Source organism: Gemmiger sp. An120 (assembly GCF_002160955.1).
In the GTDB taxonomy this organism is placed as follows: Bacteria; Bacillota; Clostridia; order Oscillospirales; family Ruminococcaceae; genus Gemmiger_A; species Gemmiger_A avium.
The window spans coordinates 52,196-69,392 of the sequence record NZ_NFLN01000013.1 but is presented as its reverse complement, the minus strand read 5'-3'; the positions used below and the strand labels follow the sequence as shown (position 1 = coordinate 69,392).

The window sequence follows — 17,197 nt, the reverse complement described above, 5'->3', positions numbered from 1 at the left end:
CCATGGTTAACGATCTTCTTTCACCTATTTCATCCTCCTGTTTTTCTCTAAACAGAAAGCAGCACCCGCCCGCTATTCCAGCGGCGGATGCTGCTTTGCTTTGCGTATTGTCCGCTCAGTTGTCCCCCCGGTAATACCGGATCTTCATGTGCTCAGAGGCGTTCTTGAGGATCTGGGCCAGGGCCTTGTCTGACTCTTCCTTCACCATGGCGGCAATTTTGCGATTGGCCTCCTGCAAGACCTCCACCGGCTCGCCCTGCCGAACCTTCTCGTCGTACTCGTACAGCAGCTGCTGGCCGCGGTTCATCACGGCGTTCACATACCGCTCGTCAAACAGCAGAGCACTGCCGAAATGGGCGTCGGTCAGCGCCGCAATCAGCCGGCTGTGCCAGTATATACTGTTGGTGGACACCGTGTCGGTGGTGCCGCTCAGATATTTCGGGAACTCGGTCACATGGGCGTACACCGGGAAACAGGCCGTGAAGCCACTGCCGCCCATGGACAACCACTCCACCCCCTGGATCGCCTCGGGCAGATAGCCCCGGATCTGCATAATGCCGCAGACATCGCTGTTGGGCACGCCGATGGTGTGGTACTTGCCCTTGCAGGCAGCGGTCTTGTCATAGGGGTTGTAAGGCGTCCCCTGGTAATAGGACCCAAGCAGATACCGCACATCCTCCACCGTCACCTTCCGCTCCGGCACAAAAGACCAGGGGATGTCGTTGCTCTCGGGGGTGAAGTCGGCATTCTCCCCGTCCCACGTACAGGTCCGGGGCAGGAAATACCGGGCCATAAACCAGGCACGGGGGGTATTGTATATGTGGTCCGCATCCGAGTGAGAGCCGAAAGCCAGTCGCGGGTTGAACGCTGCGCCGGTGTCCAGCGCCAGGCGGTAGTTTTCCACGAACTCCCGCAGGTCCCGGGAACAAAGGTGTTCTTTCTGTTCCCCGTACGCGTCCGCAAAGTCAAAATGATCCAGGCCGAACTGGTTAGGCATGATGACCACCCGGTCGTCCGGCACCCGCCGGGCGATCCAGTGGTGGCCGCCAATGGTCTCCAGCCACCAGATCTCATCCGCGTCGGCAAAGGCCATGCCGTTGGGTTCGTAGGTTCCATACTTTTCCAGCAGCGCGCCGGTACGCAGTACACCCTCCCGGGCGCTGTGGATGTAAGGCAGCACCAGGGTCACCAAGTCCTCCTCGCCGATGCCGCCGGGGACTTCTTTGGTGCCGCGGCCCTTCTTTGCCTGATACCGGACGTAGGGGTCCGCGCCCACTACCCGGGCATTGCTGGTGATCGTCTCGGTGGCGGTCATGGCCACGTTGGCCTCGTTGATGCCGCAGGCGGGCCACACGCCGCCGGCCCGGGACACGTTGGGACAGTCGGTATAGCGCAGGGCCTTCTCCGGCAGCGTGACGGTCAGGTGGGAGAGGACCGTTTTGTAAAACGCGGCCCCCTCCCGGGCGGGGTGGGCCAAAAGGCGCTTGGCCTCAAAGGCACCGTCGTCGTGCGGGCAATGATGGTGGAGCCGTCATGGCTTGCTTGTTTGCCAACCAGGATCGCGGTACAGGGCATAGGGTTCTCCTTTTTCTATGTATATCGGTCTCGGGACATGTACAACCGGTTTCCTGCCGCCGGAAATCAACGAAAAAGCCGGTTTTTCACCCCCTGTGCAATGCATTTATCATAACACGGATCCTCTGCCGTTTCCACCCCGGGATACAGTCGGTCCCCCGTTCCCCCCGTGTTCTCAAAAAGCCTTCCTGAGCAGGCAGCCAAATGATCCGGCGCCTTATCCTGCCACACCGATCGCGGCCCACACCGCCGCGACCCCCATCAGTACAAACGAATACACAAACATCCGTTTAAACAGCTTGTTGCTGTCCCATTCCGGATTGGTCCCCATAATGCCCAGCGCCACCGCTCCCAGTGCGCTGATTGGGCTGGCACAGGTGATATTAGCGCCGAAGGCCAGAGAGGTGACCAGGGCATAAGGGTCTGCACCAACTTGTGCGGCAATGTCAGGGATCGTGGGAATCATGGTGGGCAGCACCACGCCAGTGATGGAAGAGACCATCGCCAACACACTGCCCAGAATCGAGTACAGTGGCTTCACGGTATAGCGGTTCATCATATGGCTCATGAGACCGGTCAGCAAATCGATGCCCCCCGCCGCCTGCACCACGCCAATGAGCATGCACATGCCGCAGATCATCAGAATGCTGCTCCAGGGTATATCGGCGATGACACGCGTCTCATCGGCGCATCCAAGGAGCAGCAGCACTGCCGTAACCAGAAACGCGATCAGTCCCATATCAAAGTTCAGCACCATGGCCAGTATAATAAAGGCCAGAAAACCCAGGAGTGTCAGGATCTGTTTTTTGTTGAGCCTAGGCGTCGCCTCTACCTCGGAGACCGGCCAGCTCTCCAGCTTCCAGCCGCGGAACAGCAGGTAGATCACCGCAAAAGAAAGGATTGCCATGGCCGCACCGCGAAGATACATGTAGGAAGGCGCGATCGCCTCCCCCCACAGCTGTTCCGACAGGCCGTTGCAGATGATGCCGATGACCGCCACCGGCGACCCAATGGCTACCGTGGACCCGCTAAGTACCGCCAGCAACATAAACACCGGATCGATCTTCTGGTCTTTAGCGATGGTGGCCGCGATAGTACACAGCAGCACCATCACACCGGTACTCCCCGCACCGACCGAACAAGCAGCGAACATCACCAGGAATACATAAATCGGGATCAGGGCGCGGCGGCCGCGGGCCAGCCGAACCACCTTTTTGATCACCAGATCAAAGGTGCCGTTAACCGAGCCCACATTCAGCATTAAGCTGACGCTGAGGGTCATCCAAAAGATGCTGAAAGGAAATAGGCTGGTGATAGGTACGCCTTTAAGTTGCGGAGCCGCCATCGCTCCTCCCTCAACCATTACAAACAGGCCGAGCACAAACGCCATCGCAGTGGCAAGGATTCCCAGATTTACTCGTTTTTTGATCCCGACCACGATGGTAACAACAAATATGATCAGGGAGATTGGTGCTATCAGCGACACGCTCATATAAGACCTTCTTCTTTCTGCCTATTTTTCACTACCTGCGGACAGATCACTGGGCGGATGCGGAATTTGTGACCTCATTCAGGAAGAGCAGCGTCTCTCCCATCGTGAGGAGAAAATGCGCCCGGCTGCGGTTGAAGTTAAAAAAGCCGTGCCCGGCATGCGGATAGCCGATCAATTTGACCCGGCACCCCTGCGCGGCCGCACGGGCGGCAAACCGACGTACTGTCTCAAACGGCACTAGCTCATCCTCTTCTCCGTGCAGGATCAGAGTTGGCGGCATACCCAGCGGTACATTTCCCGCATTGGGCAAAGGTACCCCATCCACTGTCCAGTCTGTCAGCCGGCTCAGGAGCGAATCTGGATCATTCTTGTCCAGAATACCGGGATTAAACAGCACTAGCCCTGCCGGCTGCACCCCGGTCAGCGGCCCACACATGGCGGCAATCGTTCCACCTGCCGATCCACCCGCCAACACAGTACGATTGATGTCCAGCAGCCAACGGGCAGCGTTGGCCTGTACAAAATTCCAGGCGGCAGCTCCGTCCCGTATACTGTCCGCCGAAGTCACTTGATAGAGAGAGGATATTCTGTAATCCGCTGACAGGGCCACATAGCCCTGCTTTGCACAGATCTCCGCCTGCTCCCGGAAAGCCAGCCGGGTCCCCACATGAAAACCGCCGCCGAAGAAAAACAGGATCCCCGGCCGCATACCGGGATATTTTTCGGCATTCGGCCGATAAACGTCGATGGCAAGCGGCACATCACCGCACTGATACCAAACGGTTTCACAGGTGATCGCCGGATCCCTGGCCGCTTGCCTGGCTACGATCTCCTCCTGGGTTTGCGGCTTGCGCGTTGACTTGCATTGCATCTCTGTGTCATCCTTTCTTTGAGCCCGTCAATTGTGAAATGCCTGCGTGTACTGCAGCAGAGCCGGGTGTTTGCGGCCGCCCCGGTCATCAAATCCCTGCCGGAGCCGTTCCACCTGCCCGGGGAAATACCGTGCCAGATCCTTTTGCTCGAAAGGGTCTTCGGTCAAATGGTACAGGCGATCCTCTTCGCCCGGCCGAAGGATCAATTTCCATTCACCATCGGTCACACAGCCAAAGCTGGCCAACGGCCCCTTCCGCGGCCGGGTGATCAGTTCCGACACCGCGAACGGACGGACTGAGCCGACCGTTCCCTCCACCAGAGGACGCAGCGAACAGGACTCCCAGTTCTCCGGCACTGCCACCCCGGCATAATCCAGGAAGGTGGCTGCCAGGTCCTGCAGTTCCACCGGTGTATGCAGGCACAGGCCCTGCTTTCCGTTCCAGCGGGAAGCGTCGATCACCAGCGGGATATGGATCGCGCCCTGTTCCGGGCGGGATTTTCCATATAAGCCGTGATCTCCCATCAGTTCGCCGTGGTCGGCGGCGTAGATCACAATAGTATTTTCCAGCATGCCCCGTGCCTGCAGGGCTTCCAGGCACCGCCCGATTTGGCTGTCGATGTTTTCTATCATAGCTGCATAGTTTTTCCGCACAGCCAGATTGTGCGCCCGTTCTTCCTCCGGGCAGCCGGCCCCGGCCGGAAAGCTACGCGCCTGCACGGCGGCATGCATCTCTTCCGTCACATCCCAGGGATCGTGGGGACCGGAGAAATTCAGCTGCAAAAACCAGGGGGAATCCTGCGGGAGACGGGCAATGAGATCGCGGCCTTCCTGACCGATCCAGTTGTCGGCGTAACATTCCGGCGGAACGGGCGCGGGATCGGTGCCGCGGCCCCGGTGGAGCATATCCTCCACATAGGCTTTCAGACAGCCGTGCTGTTCCAGCATCTTTCCGTAGGGGCCCGGCTCGTTCATCAGGACCGCCCAGACTGCGTCCATCTTGCCTTCGCTGTCCAGCGCATCGGAGAACCCCATCCGGCGCAGGGTGTCGTGGAACCCATTGCCCCAGTCCAGATCGCCCTTGTTCAGGTCAAACTTGCCCGCGCCGGTCACATAGTACCCGCTCTTTTGCAGCAGCCCGTAAAAACTGGGAAGTGCCGGGTCGTAATTCACGTTGTTCTGGTATACCCGGCAGTTCCGGTAACGCCGGCCGCTGGCAAGGCAGGCCCGGGCAGGCGCACAGACCGGCGCCGGCGACACGCCGCAGGTAAAACAAACGCCCCGATCCATAAGAGAACGGATAGCCGGCATCTTCAGATCCAGTTTCTCCACGCCCATCTGCCGTTTTACATCAGCGGGATAGGGCATCCAGTCGCCCCGGTGCTGATCGCTGAAAAACAGCAGAAAATTCGGCCGCGTTTCCATGTTATCCTCCTTGCGCACTTTGTTTTTCCTCTTCATCCTCGGTCTCCCAGCGGGGGATATTTTCCTTGCCGCCCAGACCCTCGATCCGCCGCAGCGTGTCGTAAATCGCCGGCATGTTTCGTTTTGCGATGCTCACTGTGGCGTGAATGGGCATTCCGTTGCGCACCGCATCCAGATGCACCTCCCGGGGATCCGCGCCGGCCAGGCCCACCGCACTCAGGTCCACCTTCCGCACGCCGATCGCCTCCAGAGCCTCTGCCACATCCAAGCCGCTCTCCCGAAGGTCCTGCACCGTCATATGGTCGGTATACACCACCGGCAGGGTATCGGTGCTCTGCACCTGTACCACCGCCTGCAGGGGAAGGTCCTGGCTGGACGGTCCCACCTGTACCACATAGGGCCCGCTCTCCACGTACCAGCCCGGCAGACGCCTGCTGTAAAACGCGAAGCTTCGCTTGTCCAGAGGGAAGGCCACCGTCCGGGTCTCGCCGGGCCGCAGCGCGATCTTGGCCACCCCCTTCAGTTCCCGCAGCGGCCGGGGCTGGCGGCGTTTGCCCTGCGGCGCCACATACAGCTGTACCACCTCCCGGCCTTCCCTGTCGCCGGTATTGGTCACATCCACCCATGCGGTCAGGGCGTCGGTATCTTGTATATGGTCTGTGGAAAGGCGCAGATTGCTGTAGGCAAAACGGGTATAGCTCAGGCCGTAGCCGAAGGGATACTGCACCGGGATCGCCCGCTTCTGGTACCAGCGATAGCCGATGTAGACCCCTTCCGAATACTGCACTTCATCCTCCGCGCCGGGGAAGTCCAGCCAGCAGGGCGTGTCTTCCAGGCGGACCGGGAAGGTCTCGGCCAGGCGGCCGGACGGGTTCACCACACCGAACAGCAGATCGATCTCCGCCTCGCCCACGCTCTGGCCACCCAGGTACATGTACAGAATCGCGGCAACCTTGTCCCGCCAGGGCATCACCACCGGGCTGCCGGCATGCATCACCACCACCGTATGGGGCTGCACCGCGCAGACCGCCTCGATCAGAGCGTTCTGGCTTTGGGGAAGTGCCAGGCTCTCCCGGTCGCTCCCTTCCGCCTCAAAGGCGTTGGGCAAGCCGGCAAAGATCACCGCCGCGTCCGCGCCGCGGGCCGCCTCTACCGCCCGGACCAGCTGCTCGGGATCGGTCTGGTCATCCACCGTGTTGAAGCCCTCGGCATAGACGATGTTGCCGATCTTTTGTTCCTGGGCTGCCTGCAGCGCCCCCACTGCCCCGCGCACCTGCACGTTGCTGGAACCGCCGCCCTGGAAACGGGGCGTTTGCGCAAACCCGCCGATAAACGCGATCTTTTGGCCCTGTTTCAGCGGCAGTGTCCCGTTGTTTTTCAAAAGCGCAGCACACTCCCCTGCCGCCCGTCGGGCCAATGCCCCGGCAGACTCCTTCTCCGGCGCAAGCGGACGGGACGCAGCTTCCAGGCACCAGTCGATCCAGCGCAGCAGCCGGCGGACCGCCTCGTTCAGGACCGATTCCTCCAGCACGCCTTTTCGCACAGCGGCCACGATCCGCCGGTCGTTTTCACCGAAGGAGGTGGGCATCTCCAGTTCCAGGCCGGCCTTCAGCGCCCGAGGACGCTCAGCCATCGCGGCCCAGTCGGTCATTACAATGCCGTCGAAGCCCCATTCCCTGCGCAGCACCTGATCCAACAGCCAGGCGTTTTCGCTGCAATAGGTGCCGTTGATCCGGTTGTAGGCGCACATGAGGGTCCTGGGAGCGGCCTGTCGAACGATCCGCTCAAAGGCAGCCAGATAGATCTCCCGCAGCGTCTGCTCATCCGCCTGGGCGCTTACGCTCATGCGGCGGTATTCCTGGTTGTTGGCGGCGAAATGCTTGGGGCACGCCCCCACCCCCTGCGCCTGGATGCCTTCCACCATGGCGGCGCCCAGCACCCCGGCCAGATAGGGGTCTTCGCTCAGGTATTCAAAATTGCGCCCGCACAACGGGCTTCGCTTCATGTTGACCGCCGGGCCCAGCAGGGTATGCACCCCCGCATTTCGTGCGGCGCGCCCCAGCGCCGCGCCGACCTGCCACAGCAGATCCGGATCAAAGGAGGACGCCAGCGCACTGCCCGTGGGAAAGCACACGGCCGGCCGGGCTTTCCCGTCCTCGATGAACCGCAGGCCGTGGGGGCCGTCGCTCAACCGCAGCGCCGGGATCCCCAGCCGCTCCACCGCCTTTGTATGCCACTGGTCCGCCCCGGAGCAAAGCGCGGCTTTTTCCTCCAGGGTCATCTGTCCGATCAACGATTCAATATCCAGCATCGGCTGTATCCTCCTGTTTTCTTTGCTCAGCGCACAAAGCCCAGCCGTTGAAAAACTTCTTCGGGCGCGTCGCTGCGGCGCATGGCCGCACAGATTTCCCGCTTCATAGCCTGCACCACCTCCGGGTGCTCCTCCAGCACGTTGCTGTCCGCTCCACCTTGCAGATCATAGAGCGCACTTCCGAACCCTGTGGTATCCACCCGGCGCTTTTTGGCCGGGACGCGCAGCACCGGACATCCCTTGGTAAACCGGAATGGCGGCGCCAGCTGCGCGTTGCGCAGCTGCTCCGGCGAAAACATCTGCCGCATGTGGCAGGGCATCAGCGTATATTCGTAGACCGCGACCTCCGGCCGTTCACCGGAGTGCATGTACAGGTAGCGCCCGTCCGCCGCATTGACCTGGCTGCCAAAGTAGCCAAAAACAGCGCAGTTCCGGATCGGCTCATCCGCCGCGATCACCCGGGTCAGGGACCGGCCCTCCATGTCCTCCGGAATTTCCACCCCGAAGAACTCCAGCAGGGTGGGCGCCAGATCGATGGTCTGGGTGATGGCCTTTCGTTTCTGGCCGTCGCATGCCGGCTGCCGGGGATCATGGATAAAGAGCGGAATGTGCGCCAATTCCTCATACACCGGCATGGCCGATTTGCCCCACCAGCCGTGCTCGCCCAGCAAAAAGCCGTGGTCGGTATTGACGATCAGCATGGTATCCTTCCAAAGGTCATACTGGTCCATCATGTCCAGCACCTGGCCCAGATACCGGTCGCACTTGCTCACCAGGGCCGCGTAATTGTACCGTACATGCTGCACCGTTTCCGCATCTTCCTCCACCGGTGCGTAGGGCGGCCAGTCCGCTTCCAGGTCGGCATCGCCGGTAAAGTGATGGGGATACAGGGCTTTGTCCGCCGGGAGGGTGTAGAAGGGTTCGTGGGGATCAAAGGTCTCGATTTGCAGAAACCAGTTGTCCTGGTCGTGGTTGCGTCGAATAAAATCCAGACCAGCGGCAAAGGTGACCGCCTGGCTGGTCTTCTCTTCGGTGTCCATAAAACGACGATTTCTCTCGTCCTGGATCACCCGCGGGGATGCGCCGCTTCCGCCAGCTTTCTGCTTTGCCCGGAACACCGACTGCCGGGAATATTCCACATGCAGGTCTGCCTTCCAGGGATCGCCTTCCTGGCCGCGGGAGATCTCCCAGGAGGAATAGCGCCCATGGTAGGTAGCCCCACCATCCTCCCAGTAATGTTGATGGTCGCTGACCAGGTGGGTATAGATACCGGCGTTCTTTAATATCTCCGGCATGGAATCATCAAAGGGTTCCAGCGGTCCCCATCCCCGGTGAAAGAAATTGTAGCGGCCGGTATGCAGCTCCCGGCGGGCCGGCATGCAGGGCATGCTGCCCACGTAGTTGTTCTCAAACTGCACCGCCCGCTGTGCAAGCCGGCAAAAGTTAGGCGTAAGCGTCCAGTCACAGCCGTAAGGTTCCAGCATATGCCGGTTCAGCGAGTCGTACATCACCATAATGGCGCGCATCACAATTCCTCCTTACTGGCACCGCTCACCAGAAATTCCAGGGCCTCCGGGATGACCTCATTCCAATAGAATGCGTCGTGCATGCCGGGACCCTCACTGTATCGGACAGGGACACCGGCCTTCTTCAGCGTTTCATACAACGCCCGATCCACCCGGTAGGTCAGGCGGTCCTCGGTACCGCAGCAGAAGAACAGGGCCGGCAGCTTCCGGCCGGACTGATGCGCCCGCAGGATCAGGGAACCGGGATCGTACTCCCGGAGATACTGCTCTTCACTGCCCACAGCCGCCTCCACTTCTGAAAGCGGCAGACAGTTCTGCCGTACCATTTCATACAACTGGGCAGCGGGCGAGAGCGCCGCGATCCGGGAAAAGGTATCCGGATGGCGCATCCCCTGCATCAGGGCGCCGAAGCCCCCCATGGAGATCCCGCCCAGGAAGGTATCCTCCCGACGATCCGAGAGCGGAAAGAGCTGCCGGGTGACCTGCACCAGTTCCTCGGCCACATAGGTCCCGTACAGGGCGTTCCGCTCCGGATGATCCACATAAAAGGAATTTTCCCCGTCCGGCAGCACCACAGCCAGGCCGTACCGCTGCGCCCACAAACACAGGGTCGTGGTATCCAGGATCTGCCGCGCGTTTGCCAGATACCCGTTGAGAAAATACAGCGTCCTGTAGGGCGGAGCCGGGCAGCGATCCGGATGGAAGGTATCAAACGGCAGCAGCATCCAGACGGTCACATGCCGGCGCAGAGCCTTGGAACAATACTGCAGTGTTATCTCCGTCATCGGTTTCTCCTTTTGTCGGTTCACAGGCGATGCGTGCCTGTATTGTACTCCTCCAGCTCTCCCGTCCACCACAGACGCAGAGCCTCCAGCCGCTGCGGATCATAGGTAAAGCAAAGCTGCCGATCGTCCGGCGGCGGCCACTTCAAGATCATGGCATACCGGCTGTCTTCGTCCAGCCGCTCGGCGGAGCAGTAGATGTACAGGCGGCCGGTTTTTTCCGGGCGGCCTTTGTTCAGGGGGTTGGTTCCGCACACCCCCGCCTCCCGCACCTGGTTCCAGTCCATGTGACTTACCCGGCGCCCCAGCAGTGTTTTGGTGACCCCGGTCTGGTCCAGTACGATCACAGCTGCATTTTGCGCGGCGATCCAGCCGAACAGTGCCGCCAGCAGGCCAAACGCCAGCAGAGAGCCCATCCTGCCCAGATACACCATGACCAGCGCCATCACCAGGCTGGTGCCGCTCACGATGCCGGCCACGACCGCCTTTTCCTGATTCACGACAAAGCAGCGTTTCATAGTTTTTTCCTCAGATCCCCGGGGCCGCCGGCCCGGTATGTTTGCGTATGAACTGCGCGTAACGGTCCATCATATAGGTTTCATAGAACAGCCAGCTTCCATGGCCGGCGTTTCGCAGCCGGATGTACTCCACCGGGCATCCCGCACCGGCCAGCGCCTCAAACATCCGTTCGGCATGCCAGACCGGCACCAGCCGGTCCTGGTCTCCGTGGGCCAGCAGCATGGGCGGAGGCACAGCGCCCTGCTGCAGATGCCACAGCGGCGAAAGCGGGCGCAGCCGGTCCGCGAACTCGCTGCGCAGGCAGCCCCGCACCAGAATGGCCAGCGGGCTGGTCAGTGCCTCTTTGTCCGAAAGGGCACTGAATTCCGGGGTGGTCACATGGCCGCTGCAATCGGTGGGGCCGTATAGCTCCAGTACGCCCCGGACAGGCACACTCCCGGCCGCCGTTTCCTCCGGATCGTCAAAGTCCGGCCCGCCGCAGACCGCCAGCATGGCCAGGTGGGCTCCCGCGGACTCCCCCATCAGGAAGATGTTGTCCGGGTCCCCGTTATACTCCGCCGCATGGGCACGCATATACCGCACCGCGCTGCGCACATCCGAGACGGCGTCTTCGCAGCGGAACAACTCACATCCCCGGTAGCCCGCCATCGCCACAAGAAATCCGCGGCGGACCAGATCCACCAGAAACGGCACCCGGAAATACACCTGCGGCGTTCGCCAGGCCCCGCCGGGAACAAAGACCACAATGGGAAATGGCCCCTTCTCCGCCTCTCCCACCGGTGAGGGAAACAGGATCTGAAGGTGCAGGCTTTGTTTCAGGGCGGAGATTCCGGTGCCCTTGGGAAATGTGCGGGTCCGCTTATACTCCACGTCGTGCAGGTAGCCGCACCCGTATACGGAACAGGACAGGTCCAGCTCGTCCCGACGAGCGGTTTCCTTTTCAGCCGTACCCATCAACCGTTCACCTCATGCACCCGACAGCAGGCCACATAGTGCCCGGATTCGACTTCTTCCATCTTCTGGGGTTGGTGGCAGGCCTCGGTGGCGTACTTGCACCGGGCGGCAAACCGGCAGCCGGGTTTCGGATTGATGGGGCTCACGATCTCGCCCTGGATGATCTCCGGCTTCATCTTGTTGTGGATGTCGATGGACGGGATCGCCGACAGCAGCGCGCGGGTGTAAGGGTGCAGAGGGTTCCGGAACAGTTCCCGGGAGGAACACAGCTCCACCACCTGTCCCAGATACATCACGCAAATATCGTCCGAAATGTGCTTGACCACCGACAGATCGTGGGTGACGAACATGTACGCCAGCCCTCGCTGCTGCTGCAGCTTTTTCAGCAGATTGAGCACCTGAGCCTGGATGGACACGTCCAGGGCACTCACCGGCTCATCACAAACCACAAAATCCGGATTCAGTGCCAGCGCCCGGGCAATGCCCACCCGCTGGCGGCGGCCGCCGTCCAGCTCGTGGGGATAGGCGGTGCGCAGCCGGGTGTCGATCCCCACAAAGCCCATCAGCTCGCCGGTAATCTCGTCGATCTCACTGCGCTTGTACCGTCTGGACACGGTCAGCGGCTCCCGGATGGTGTCCTCTACCGTCATGCGCGGGTCCAGAGAGGAATACGGGTCCTGAAAGATGATCTGCATCTTTTCCCGGGCCGCCCGCAGCTGTGCCCCCTTCACATTGGATACATCCTTGCCGTTCAGAAGGATCTGCCCTTCCGTTTTGGGGATCAGGTGGATGATCGTGCGCCCCAGCGTGGATTTTCCGCAGCCGGACTCGCCCACGACCCCCAGCGTTTTTCCCTTTTCGATGGAGAGTGTCACATCGTCCACGGCATGCAATACCCCCCGCGGGGTGGAGAAGTATTTTTTCAGGTTTTTGACCTCGATCACAGCCATGTCATTTCACCTCTTCTTTCAGCACCGCGTCCATACGGCGGCACCGGCACTGATGGCCGTAGGGGGTGGCCTGCATCGGGACAGGCTCTTTGCGGCATCCCTCGTCCGCATAGGGGCAGCGGGGATGGAACGGACAGCCGTCCGGCAGATGGGTAGGATCCGGCGGAAGGCCCTCGATCGGATGCAGCCACTCTTCCTCCACATTCATGTTGGGAATAGCCTTGAATAGCCCGATGGTATAGGGGTGACAGGGATGGTCGAAGATCTGCTCTTTGGTGCCATATTCTAGGATGGTGCCCGCGTAGATCACCGCCACCTCGTCGCAGGTGTTGGCAATGACCCCCATGTCGTGGGTGATCAGAAGCATAGATGTATTGAACTTCTCCCGCAGCTTGTCGATCAGGTGCAGCACCTGAGCCTGGATGGTCACATCCAGGGCGGTGGTGGGTTCGTCCGCCAGCAGCAGATCCGGGTTGCAGGCCAGCGCCATGGCGATGACCACCCGCTGTTTCATACCGCCGGAGAACTGGTGAGGATATTCCCGGTATCGCTCGGCAGGGATGCCCACCATCTCCAGCATCTCTTTGGCTCGGTTCTGGCACTCTTCTTTGCTGCCCTTGCTGTGCAGCGCCACCACCTCGGCGATCTGGTCGCCCACCCGCTGCACCGGGTTCAGCGCGGTCATCGGGTCCTGGAAGATCATGGTGATCTTATCGCCCCGGATCTGTCGCATATCGTGTTCCGAAAGAGCGATGATATCGGTCCCCTCCAGCAGTACCTGCCCGCCGGCGATCCGGGCCCCCACGTCCGGCAGGATCCGGAGAATTGCCTTGGCGATGGAGGTCTTGCCAGCGCCGGTCTCCCCCACCAGGCCAAGGGTCCTGCCTTTTTCCAGGTGGAAGGAAACGTCATTCACCGCATGTACCACCTGCTCCTTTGTAAAATACTCCACGGTAAGGTGCTTTACTTCCAGAAAAGGTGCTGCATCCTGCGGATGTTTCTCGTTCATTCTCAGCTCCTCCTTCCGTCAGCGTTTGAGTTTCGGGTCCAGCGCGTCCCGCAGGCCGTCGCCCATCAGGTTCAGGGAAAGCACCGTGATGGCGATCGCCAGACCGGGGAAGATCACCATATGGGGGCTGCTGCGGATGAACTGGCGGGAAGCGCTCAGCATGGCACCCCATTCCGGGGTGGGAGGCTGAACGCCCAACCCGATAAAGCTCAGGCCGGCGGCAGCCGTGATCATATGGGCCACGCCCATGGTGGAGGTAACGATCATCGGCGAAAAGGAGTTGGGGATCAGGTGCTTGACGATGATCTGCAGCTTGTTGCAGTTGATCGACCGGGCCGCCTCGATGTACTCGTTCTCCCGCACCTTGAGCATCTGCGCGCGCAGCAGCCGGGCGTTGGAGGGAATGTTGTTGATGGCCAGGGCCAGGATGGTGTTAAAATAGCCCGGCCCCAGAACGGTGGACAGCACAATGGTCATCAGCATGCCGGGCATCGACTGTACGATATCCAGGAATCGCATGATCAGGTTGTCCACCGTACCGCCGAAATAGCCGGCAATGGAACCGATCGAGATGCCCAGCACCATGGAGATCAGAATGCTCAGGATGCCCATGCCCAGGGAATACCGGCCCCCGATCAGGATGCGGGACAGGATATCCCGGCCCACATCGTCGGTGCCGAAAGGATGCGCCAGGGACGGTCCCTGCATGGCCACGCTCATATCGATCGTCGAATAGCTGTAGGGGGCGATCAGCGGTGCAAGAAGCACCAGCACGACCTCGATCAGCAGGATGACCGCGCCCAGCATCGCCATCCGGTTGTAGCTCATCTGCTTCAGGACCTGAAGAACCTTTGAATTCTTTTTTGTCCGGACCGGCACGGAACCGGCCTGCATGACAGCGGCGTCAGGCATTGCGTTTCACCTTCCTTTTCCCACGTTCGTATTGCGCTTTGATACGCGGATCGACCGCCGCGTACACCATGTCCACCACTAGCATGCAGAAGCTGAACACGATCGCCAGGAAGATCGTGCCGGCCTGCACCACCGGATAGTTGCGGGCGCCCACACCGCCTACGATGTAGGTGCCCATGCCCGGGATGGAAAAGATGGTCTCGATCACCATCGCGCCGCCCAGCATCCGGCCGAAATGGGTGCCGATCACAGTGATGATGGGGATCAGGCCGTTTTTGAGCGCGTGCCGGGTGATGACCTTGAACTCCGGCACGCCTTTGGAGCGGGCGGTGGTGATGTAGTCGGAACGGATCACATCCAGCATGGAGGAGCGGGTCTGCCGGGCCAGCTGAGCCACGCCGCCCATGCATCCGGCCATCGCAGGCAGGATGTAATGCTGCCAGCTGCCGATGCCCATGGGGGGAAGGATGTTCAACTGCACCGAGAACAGCAGGATCAGCAGCAGTGCCAGCCAGAAGTTGGGGATGGAGATACCCACCAAAGCAAAGGTCATACACAGGTTGTCCTGCCAGCGATTCTGCTTGACAGCAGCAATGATGCCCAGCGGCATGCCGATCAGCACCGAAAGGGCCAGCGTGACCAGGGACAGGGTCATCGTCCGGGGCAGACGTTCCAGCATTTCGGCGCCGATGTCCGCTCCGGTGACCCAGGACTCGCCCAGATCAAAGTGCAGGAAGGTATCGCTGAGGAAACGGCCCAGCCGCACAAGGTACGGGTCGTTCAGCCCCATCTGCTCCCGCAGGATCTCCATGTCCTGTTCGGTAGCAGAGGAGCCCAGGATGATCCCCGCCGGATCGCCCGGGCAGAAGGTCATCAGGGTAAAGACCAGGATGGCCACGCCCAGCACGATCGGGATCATCCACACAAGGCGCTTGAGAAAGTATTTTCCCATGATCTCTCTCCTTGTCAGTATGCAGAAGGCCGGGACCCGCTGTATGGGAGACGGCCCGGCCTTCCGCAAGGGTGTGATCCCTGCTTGCTGCAGGGGTTATTCGTAGATGCTCGCGATGTAATCAATACCGCCTGCATAGAACGCAGAGGCCTGCGTCATTCCAATGGCGCTGTTGTACACGTCCGCGACCATGGGCTGGCAGATGTTATAGCCATACAGATTTTCGTTCACATAGTCGTGAATGGCATTGATGTTCTCAGCGGTAAAGCCCTCGGTGGTGGAGGCTTCCTGGATCATCCGGGTCAGCGTTTCATCTTTACGCCCGGTGGCGTCGCCATTGGGGAAGGAAGTGCTGTCAAAACGATTGGCCCAGAAAGAGGGGAAATCGGCGCCGCCGGCGCTGACCTGAATCATATCATAAGCACTTCCATCATTCATAGAAGCGGAGTACAGCGCCCGGTCCACCAGGTTCATCTTCACGTTGATGCCCACTTCCAGCAGATAGGCCTGGATCATGGTCAGCAATCGGGTATTACGGGTAGAACTGGACGCCATGATCACCAGCTCCTGGCCGTCGTAATCGCTCTGAGCCAGGTATTCCTTGGCTTTTTCCGGATCATAGCTGTAGTAATCTTCCTGTTTCCAGTCTTCCTGATACCCCAGCAGACTGTCCGGCGCACAGTCATATGTCCGACCGGCCAGACCGCTGTACACGCCGTCAATGATGCCCTGCTCGTCGATCGCGTAGGCGATCGCCTTGCGCAGGTTCACGTCGTTGGCCACCGGGCTGCCCTCATAACCGGAGAAGAATATCTGGCTGCCCACACTGTAGTTGGCCGGCGCCACCACAAAGCTGTCGTTGCCCTCAAAGGCGGGCACCAGGCTCCCGTCGATGGAGGCGAAGATGTCCACCTCGTCGGTCTTCAGAGCGATCTGCTGCTGCGAGGCCTCCGAAATGTACCGGAATACCACCCGGTCCAGGTTATTGGCCATGCTGGGATCGATCAGCTCGGGCTTCTGCCAGTAGTCATCCCGTTTCTCCAGCGTCAGCGAGGAACCGGAGACAAAGTCGACCACTTTGTACGGCGATGTGGAGACCACATCGGTGGCGAACTCATCCCCACTGGCCTCAAAGGCCGCTTTGGAAACCACATAGGTGTGCTGCAGGATGCTCTCAATGGTGCCGGCGATATCGGCCGTGAACTTAACGGCCAAGGTGTAGTCGCCGGTCTGTTCCACGGTGTCGATGCGGTTGAAGATGGGCTTCAGACCACGGGCCTTCTGCTCTTCCAGCACCCACACAATGTCCGCCGCCGTGATGGCATTGCCCGCGGAATCGGTCACATAATCATAGATCTCGATATCCCAGGTCACACCGTCCTCCCGCACAGTCCAGCTCTTGGCCACTACCGGGATCACGCTTCCATCCTCCATCCGGTAGCCCAGCGAGTCGTACAGCATGCGGGCATACAGGATGCCGTAGGCGGTCATGTTGCGGAACGGAGTCAGGGTCTCCCAGGCGCTTGCCATCCCGATGACCAGTTCCCCGTCGGCGGCCAGGGATTCGCCGCCCGCTTCTCCGCCGGCGGCGCTGCTTCCCGATGCACCGTTCCCGCAGCCGGCCACCAGTCCCGCCAGAAGGCAGACAGCCAGAAGAAGCGCGATGGTTCGTTTCAAATGCCTAAACATAGTCGTCCTCCTTTTTATATTTACCCTTTTCATGAAACCAGAGAGTTGTATACCTCCCGCAATCTTTTTGTCACAGTATCTTATAGCATCTTCCTCTCTTTTTCTGGTTTTCGATCCTCTTTCTATCCTCAAAGAGATCGTTTCGCTCAAAAATTCTATCTATATGGTAATATTTAATGGGGATTTTGTCCAACTCATTCTTTTTATTGACCAATAAGCAACCAGTAAAG

13 protein-coding genes and 1 pseudogene are annotated in these 17,197 nt (G+C 60.2%); all 14 read right to left on the bottom strand.

Translation table 11 applies throughout. The features are described 5' to 3' along the window. Positions 1–115: 115 nt before the first annotated feature. The 14 genes and pseudogenes from B5E65_RS11265 to B5E65_RS11200 all read right to left on the bottom strand — a co-directional run bounded on the left by B5E65_RS11265 (position 116) and on the right by B5E65_RS11200 (position 16,967). Positions 116–1,575: pseudogene (locus B5E65_RS11265) on the bottom strand (C69 family dipeptidase). Positions 1,576–1,792: 217 nt separating this feature from the next. Further along, positions 1,793–3,067, bottom strand: coding sequence for an SLC13 family permease (locus tag B5E65_RS11260; RefSeq protein WP_087171862.1), 1,275 nt, complete (start codon positions 3,065–3,067; stop codon positions 1,793–1,795). A gap of 46 nt (positions 3,068–3,113) precedes the next feature. Then, complete coding sequence (locus tag B5E65_RS11255) at positions 3,114–3,938, bottom strand: alpha/beta hydrolase (RefSeq protein WP_087171861.1); 825 nt, start codon at positions 3,936–3,938, stop codon at positions 3,114–3,116. A gap of 27 nt (positions 3,939–3,965) precedes the next feature. Beyond that, complete coding sequence (locus B5E65_RS11250) at positions 3,966–5,363, bottom strand: sulfatase family protein (protein WP_158098584.1); 1,398 nt, start codon at positions 5,361–5,363, stop codon at positions 3,966–3,968. A gap of 1 nt (position 5,364) precedes the next feature. Beyond that, entirely contained in the window at positions 5,365–7,674 is a 2,310-nt protein-coding gene (locus B5E65_RS11245) for a beta-glucosidase (protein WP_087171859.1), read from the bottom strand. A gap of 26 nt (positions 7,675–7,700) precedes the next feature. Next, positions 7,701–9,200 (bottom strand): sulfatase, encoded by a 1,500-nt coding sequence (locus B5E65_RS11240; RefSeq protein ID WP_087171858.1) that lies wholly within the window; start codon positions 9,198–9,200, stop codon positions 7,701–7,703. After that, positions 9,200–9,985: an alpha/beta hydrolase gene (locus B5E65_RS11235; protein WP_087171857.1), complete on the bottom strand. Its 786-nt coding sequence runs from the start codon at positions 9,983–9,985 to the stop codon at positions 9,200–9,202. Before B5E65_RS11235 ends, B5E65_RS11240 begins: the two co-directional genes overlap by 1 nt. Before the next feature lie 20 nt (positions 9,986–10,005). Then, on the bottom strand, positions 10,006–10,500 hold the full coding sequence (locus B5E65_RS11230; RefSeq protein WP_087171856.1) for a hypothetical protein: 495 nt from the start codon (positions 10,498–10,500) through the stop codon (positions 10,006–10,008). Between the two features lie 10 nt (positions 10,501–10,510). Continuing rightward, a complete protein-coding gene (locus tag B5E65_RS11225; protein WP_087171855.1) occupies positions 10,511–11,455 on the bottom strand; it encodes an alpha/beta hydrolase in 945 nt (314 codons plus the stop codon). Next, positions 11,455–12,405 carry an ABC transporter ATP-binding protein gene (locus B5E65_RS11220; RefSeq protein WP_087171854.1) on the bottom strand — a complete coding sequence of 317 codons (951 nt, stop codon included), beginning with the start codon at positions 12,403–12,405 and terminating at the stop codon, positions 11,455–11,457. The genes B5E65_RS11225 and B5E65_RS11220 overlap by 1 nt, the downstream gene beginning before the upstream one ends. A 1-nt stretch (position 12,406) precedes the next feature. Beyond that, positions 12,407–13,414 carry an ABC transporter ATP-binding protein gene (locus B5E65_RS11215; protein ID WP_087171853.1) on the bottom strand — a complete coding sequence of 336 codons (1,008 nt, stop codon included), beginning with the start codon at positions 13,412–13,414 and terminating at the stop codon, positions 12,407–12,409. Between the two features lie 18 nt (positions 13,415–13,432). Further along, entirely contained in the window at positions 13,433–14,326 is an 894-nt protein-coding gene (locus tag B5E65_RS11210; RefSeq protein ID WP_242957539.1) for an ABC transporter permease, read from the bottom strand. Further along, positions 14,319–15,278, bottom strand: a complete 960-nt coding sequence (locus tag B5E65_RS11205) for an ABC transporter permease (RefSeq protein ID WP_087171852.1) — start codon at positions 15,276–15,278, stop codon at positions 14,319–14,321. Before B5E65_RS11205 ends, B5E65_RS11210 begins: the two co-directional genes overlap by 8 nt. 96 nt (positions 15,279–15,374) lie before the next feature. Next, positions 15,375–16,967 carry an ABC transporter substrate-binding protein gene (locus tag B5E65_RS11200; RefSeq protein ID WP_158098583.1) on the bottom strand — a complete coding sequence of 531 codons (1,593 nt, stop codon included), beginning with the start codon at positions 16,965–16,967 and terminating at the stop codon, positions 15,375–15,377. Positions 16,968–17,197: the final 230 nt, after the last annotated feature.

Excerpts from the sequence above, each read along its gene's own strand:
- B5E65_RS11260 (WP_087171862.1), bottom strand. The coding sequence starts at position 3,067 with ATGAGCGTGTCGCTGATAGCACCAATCTCCCTGATCATATTTGTTGTT.
- B5E65_RS11255 (WP_087171861.1), bottom strand. The coding sequence starts at position 3,938 with ATGCAATGCAAGTCAACGCGCAAGCCGCAAACCCAGGAGGAGATCGTA.
- B5E65_RS11250 (WP_158098584.1), bottom strand. The coding sequence starts at position 5,363 with ATGGAAACGCGGCCGAATTTTCTGCTGTTTTTCAGCGATCAGCACCGG.
- B5E65_RS11245 (WP_087171859.1), bottom strand. The coding sequence starts at position 7,674 with ATGCTGGATATTGAATCGTTGATCGGACAGATGACCCTGGAGGAAAAA.
- B5E65_RS11240 (WP_087171858.1), bottom strand. The coding sequence starts at position 9,200 with ATGCGCGCCATTATGGTGATGTACGACTCGCTGAACCGGCATATGCTG.
- B5E65_RS11235 (WP_087171857.1), bottom strand. The coding sequence starts at position 9,985 with ATGACGGAGATAACACTGCAGTATTGTTCCAAGGCTCTGCGCCGGCAT.
- B5E65_RS11230 (WP_087171856.1), bottom strand. The coding sequence starts at position 10,500 with ATGAAACGCTGCTTTGTCGTGAATCAGGAAAAGGCGGTCGTGGCCGGC.
- B5E65_RS11225 (WP_087171855.1), bottom strand. The coding sequence starts at position 11,455 with ATGGGTACGGCTGAAAAGGAAACCGCTCGTCGGGACGAGCTGGACCTG.
- B5E65_RS11220 (WP_087171854.1), bottom strand. The coding sequence starts at position 12,405 with ATGGCTGTGATCGAGGTCAAAAACCTGAAAAAATACTTCTCCACCCCG.
- B5E65_RS11215 (WP_087171853.1), bottom strand. The coding sequence starts at position 13,414 with ATGAACGAGAAACATCCGCAGGATGCAGCACCTTTTCTGGAAGTAAAG.
- B5E65_RS11210 (WP_242957539.1), bottom strand. The coding sequence starts at position 14,326 with ATGCCTGACGCCGCTGTCATGCAGGCCGGTTCCGTGCCGGTCCGGACA.
- B5E65_RS11205 (WP_087171852.1), bottom strand. The coding sequence starts at position 15,278 with ATGGGAAAATACTTTCTCAAGCGCCTTGTGTGGATGATCCCGATCGTG.
- B5E65_RS11200 (WP_158098583.1), bottom strand. The coding sequence starts at position 16,967 with ATGTTTAGGCATTTGAAACGAACCATCGCGCTTCTTCTGGCTGTCTGC.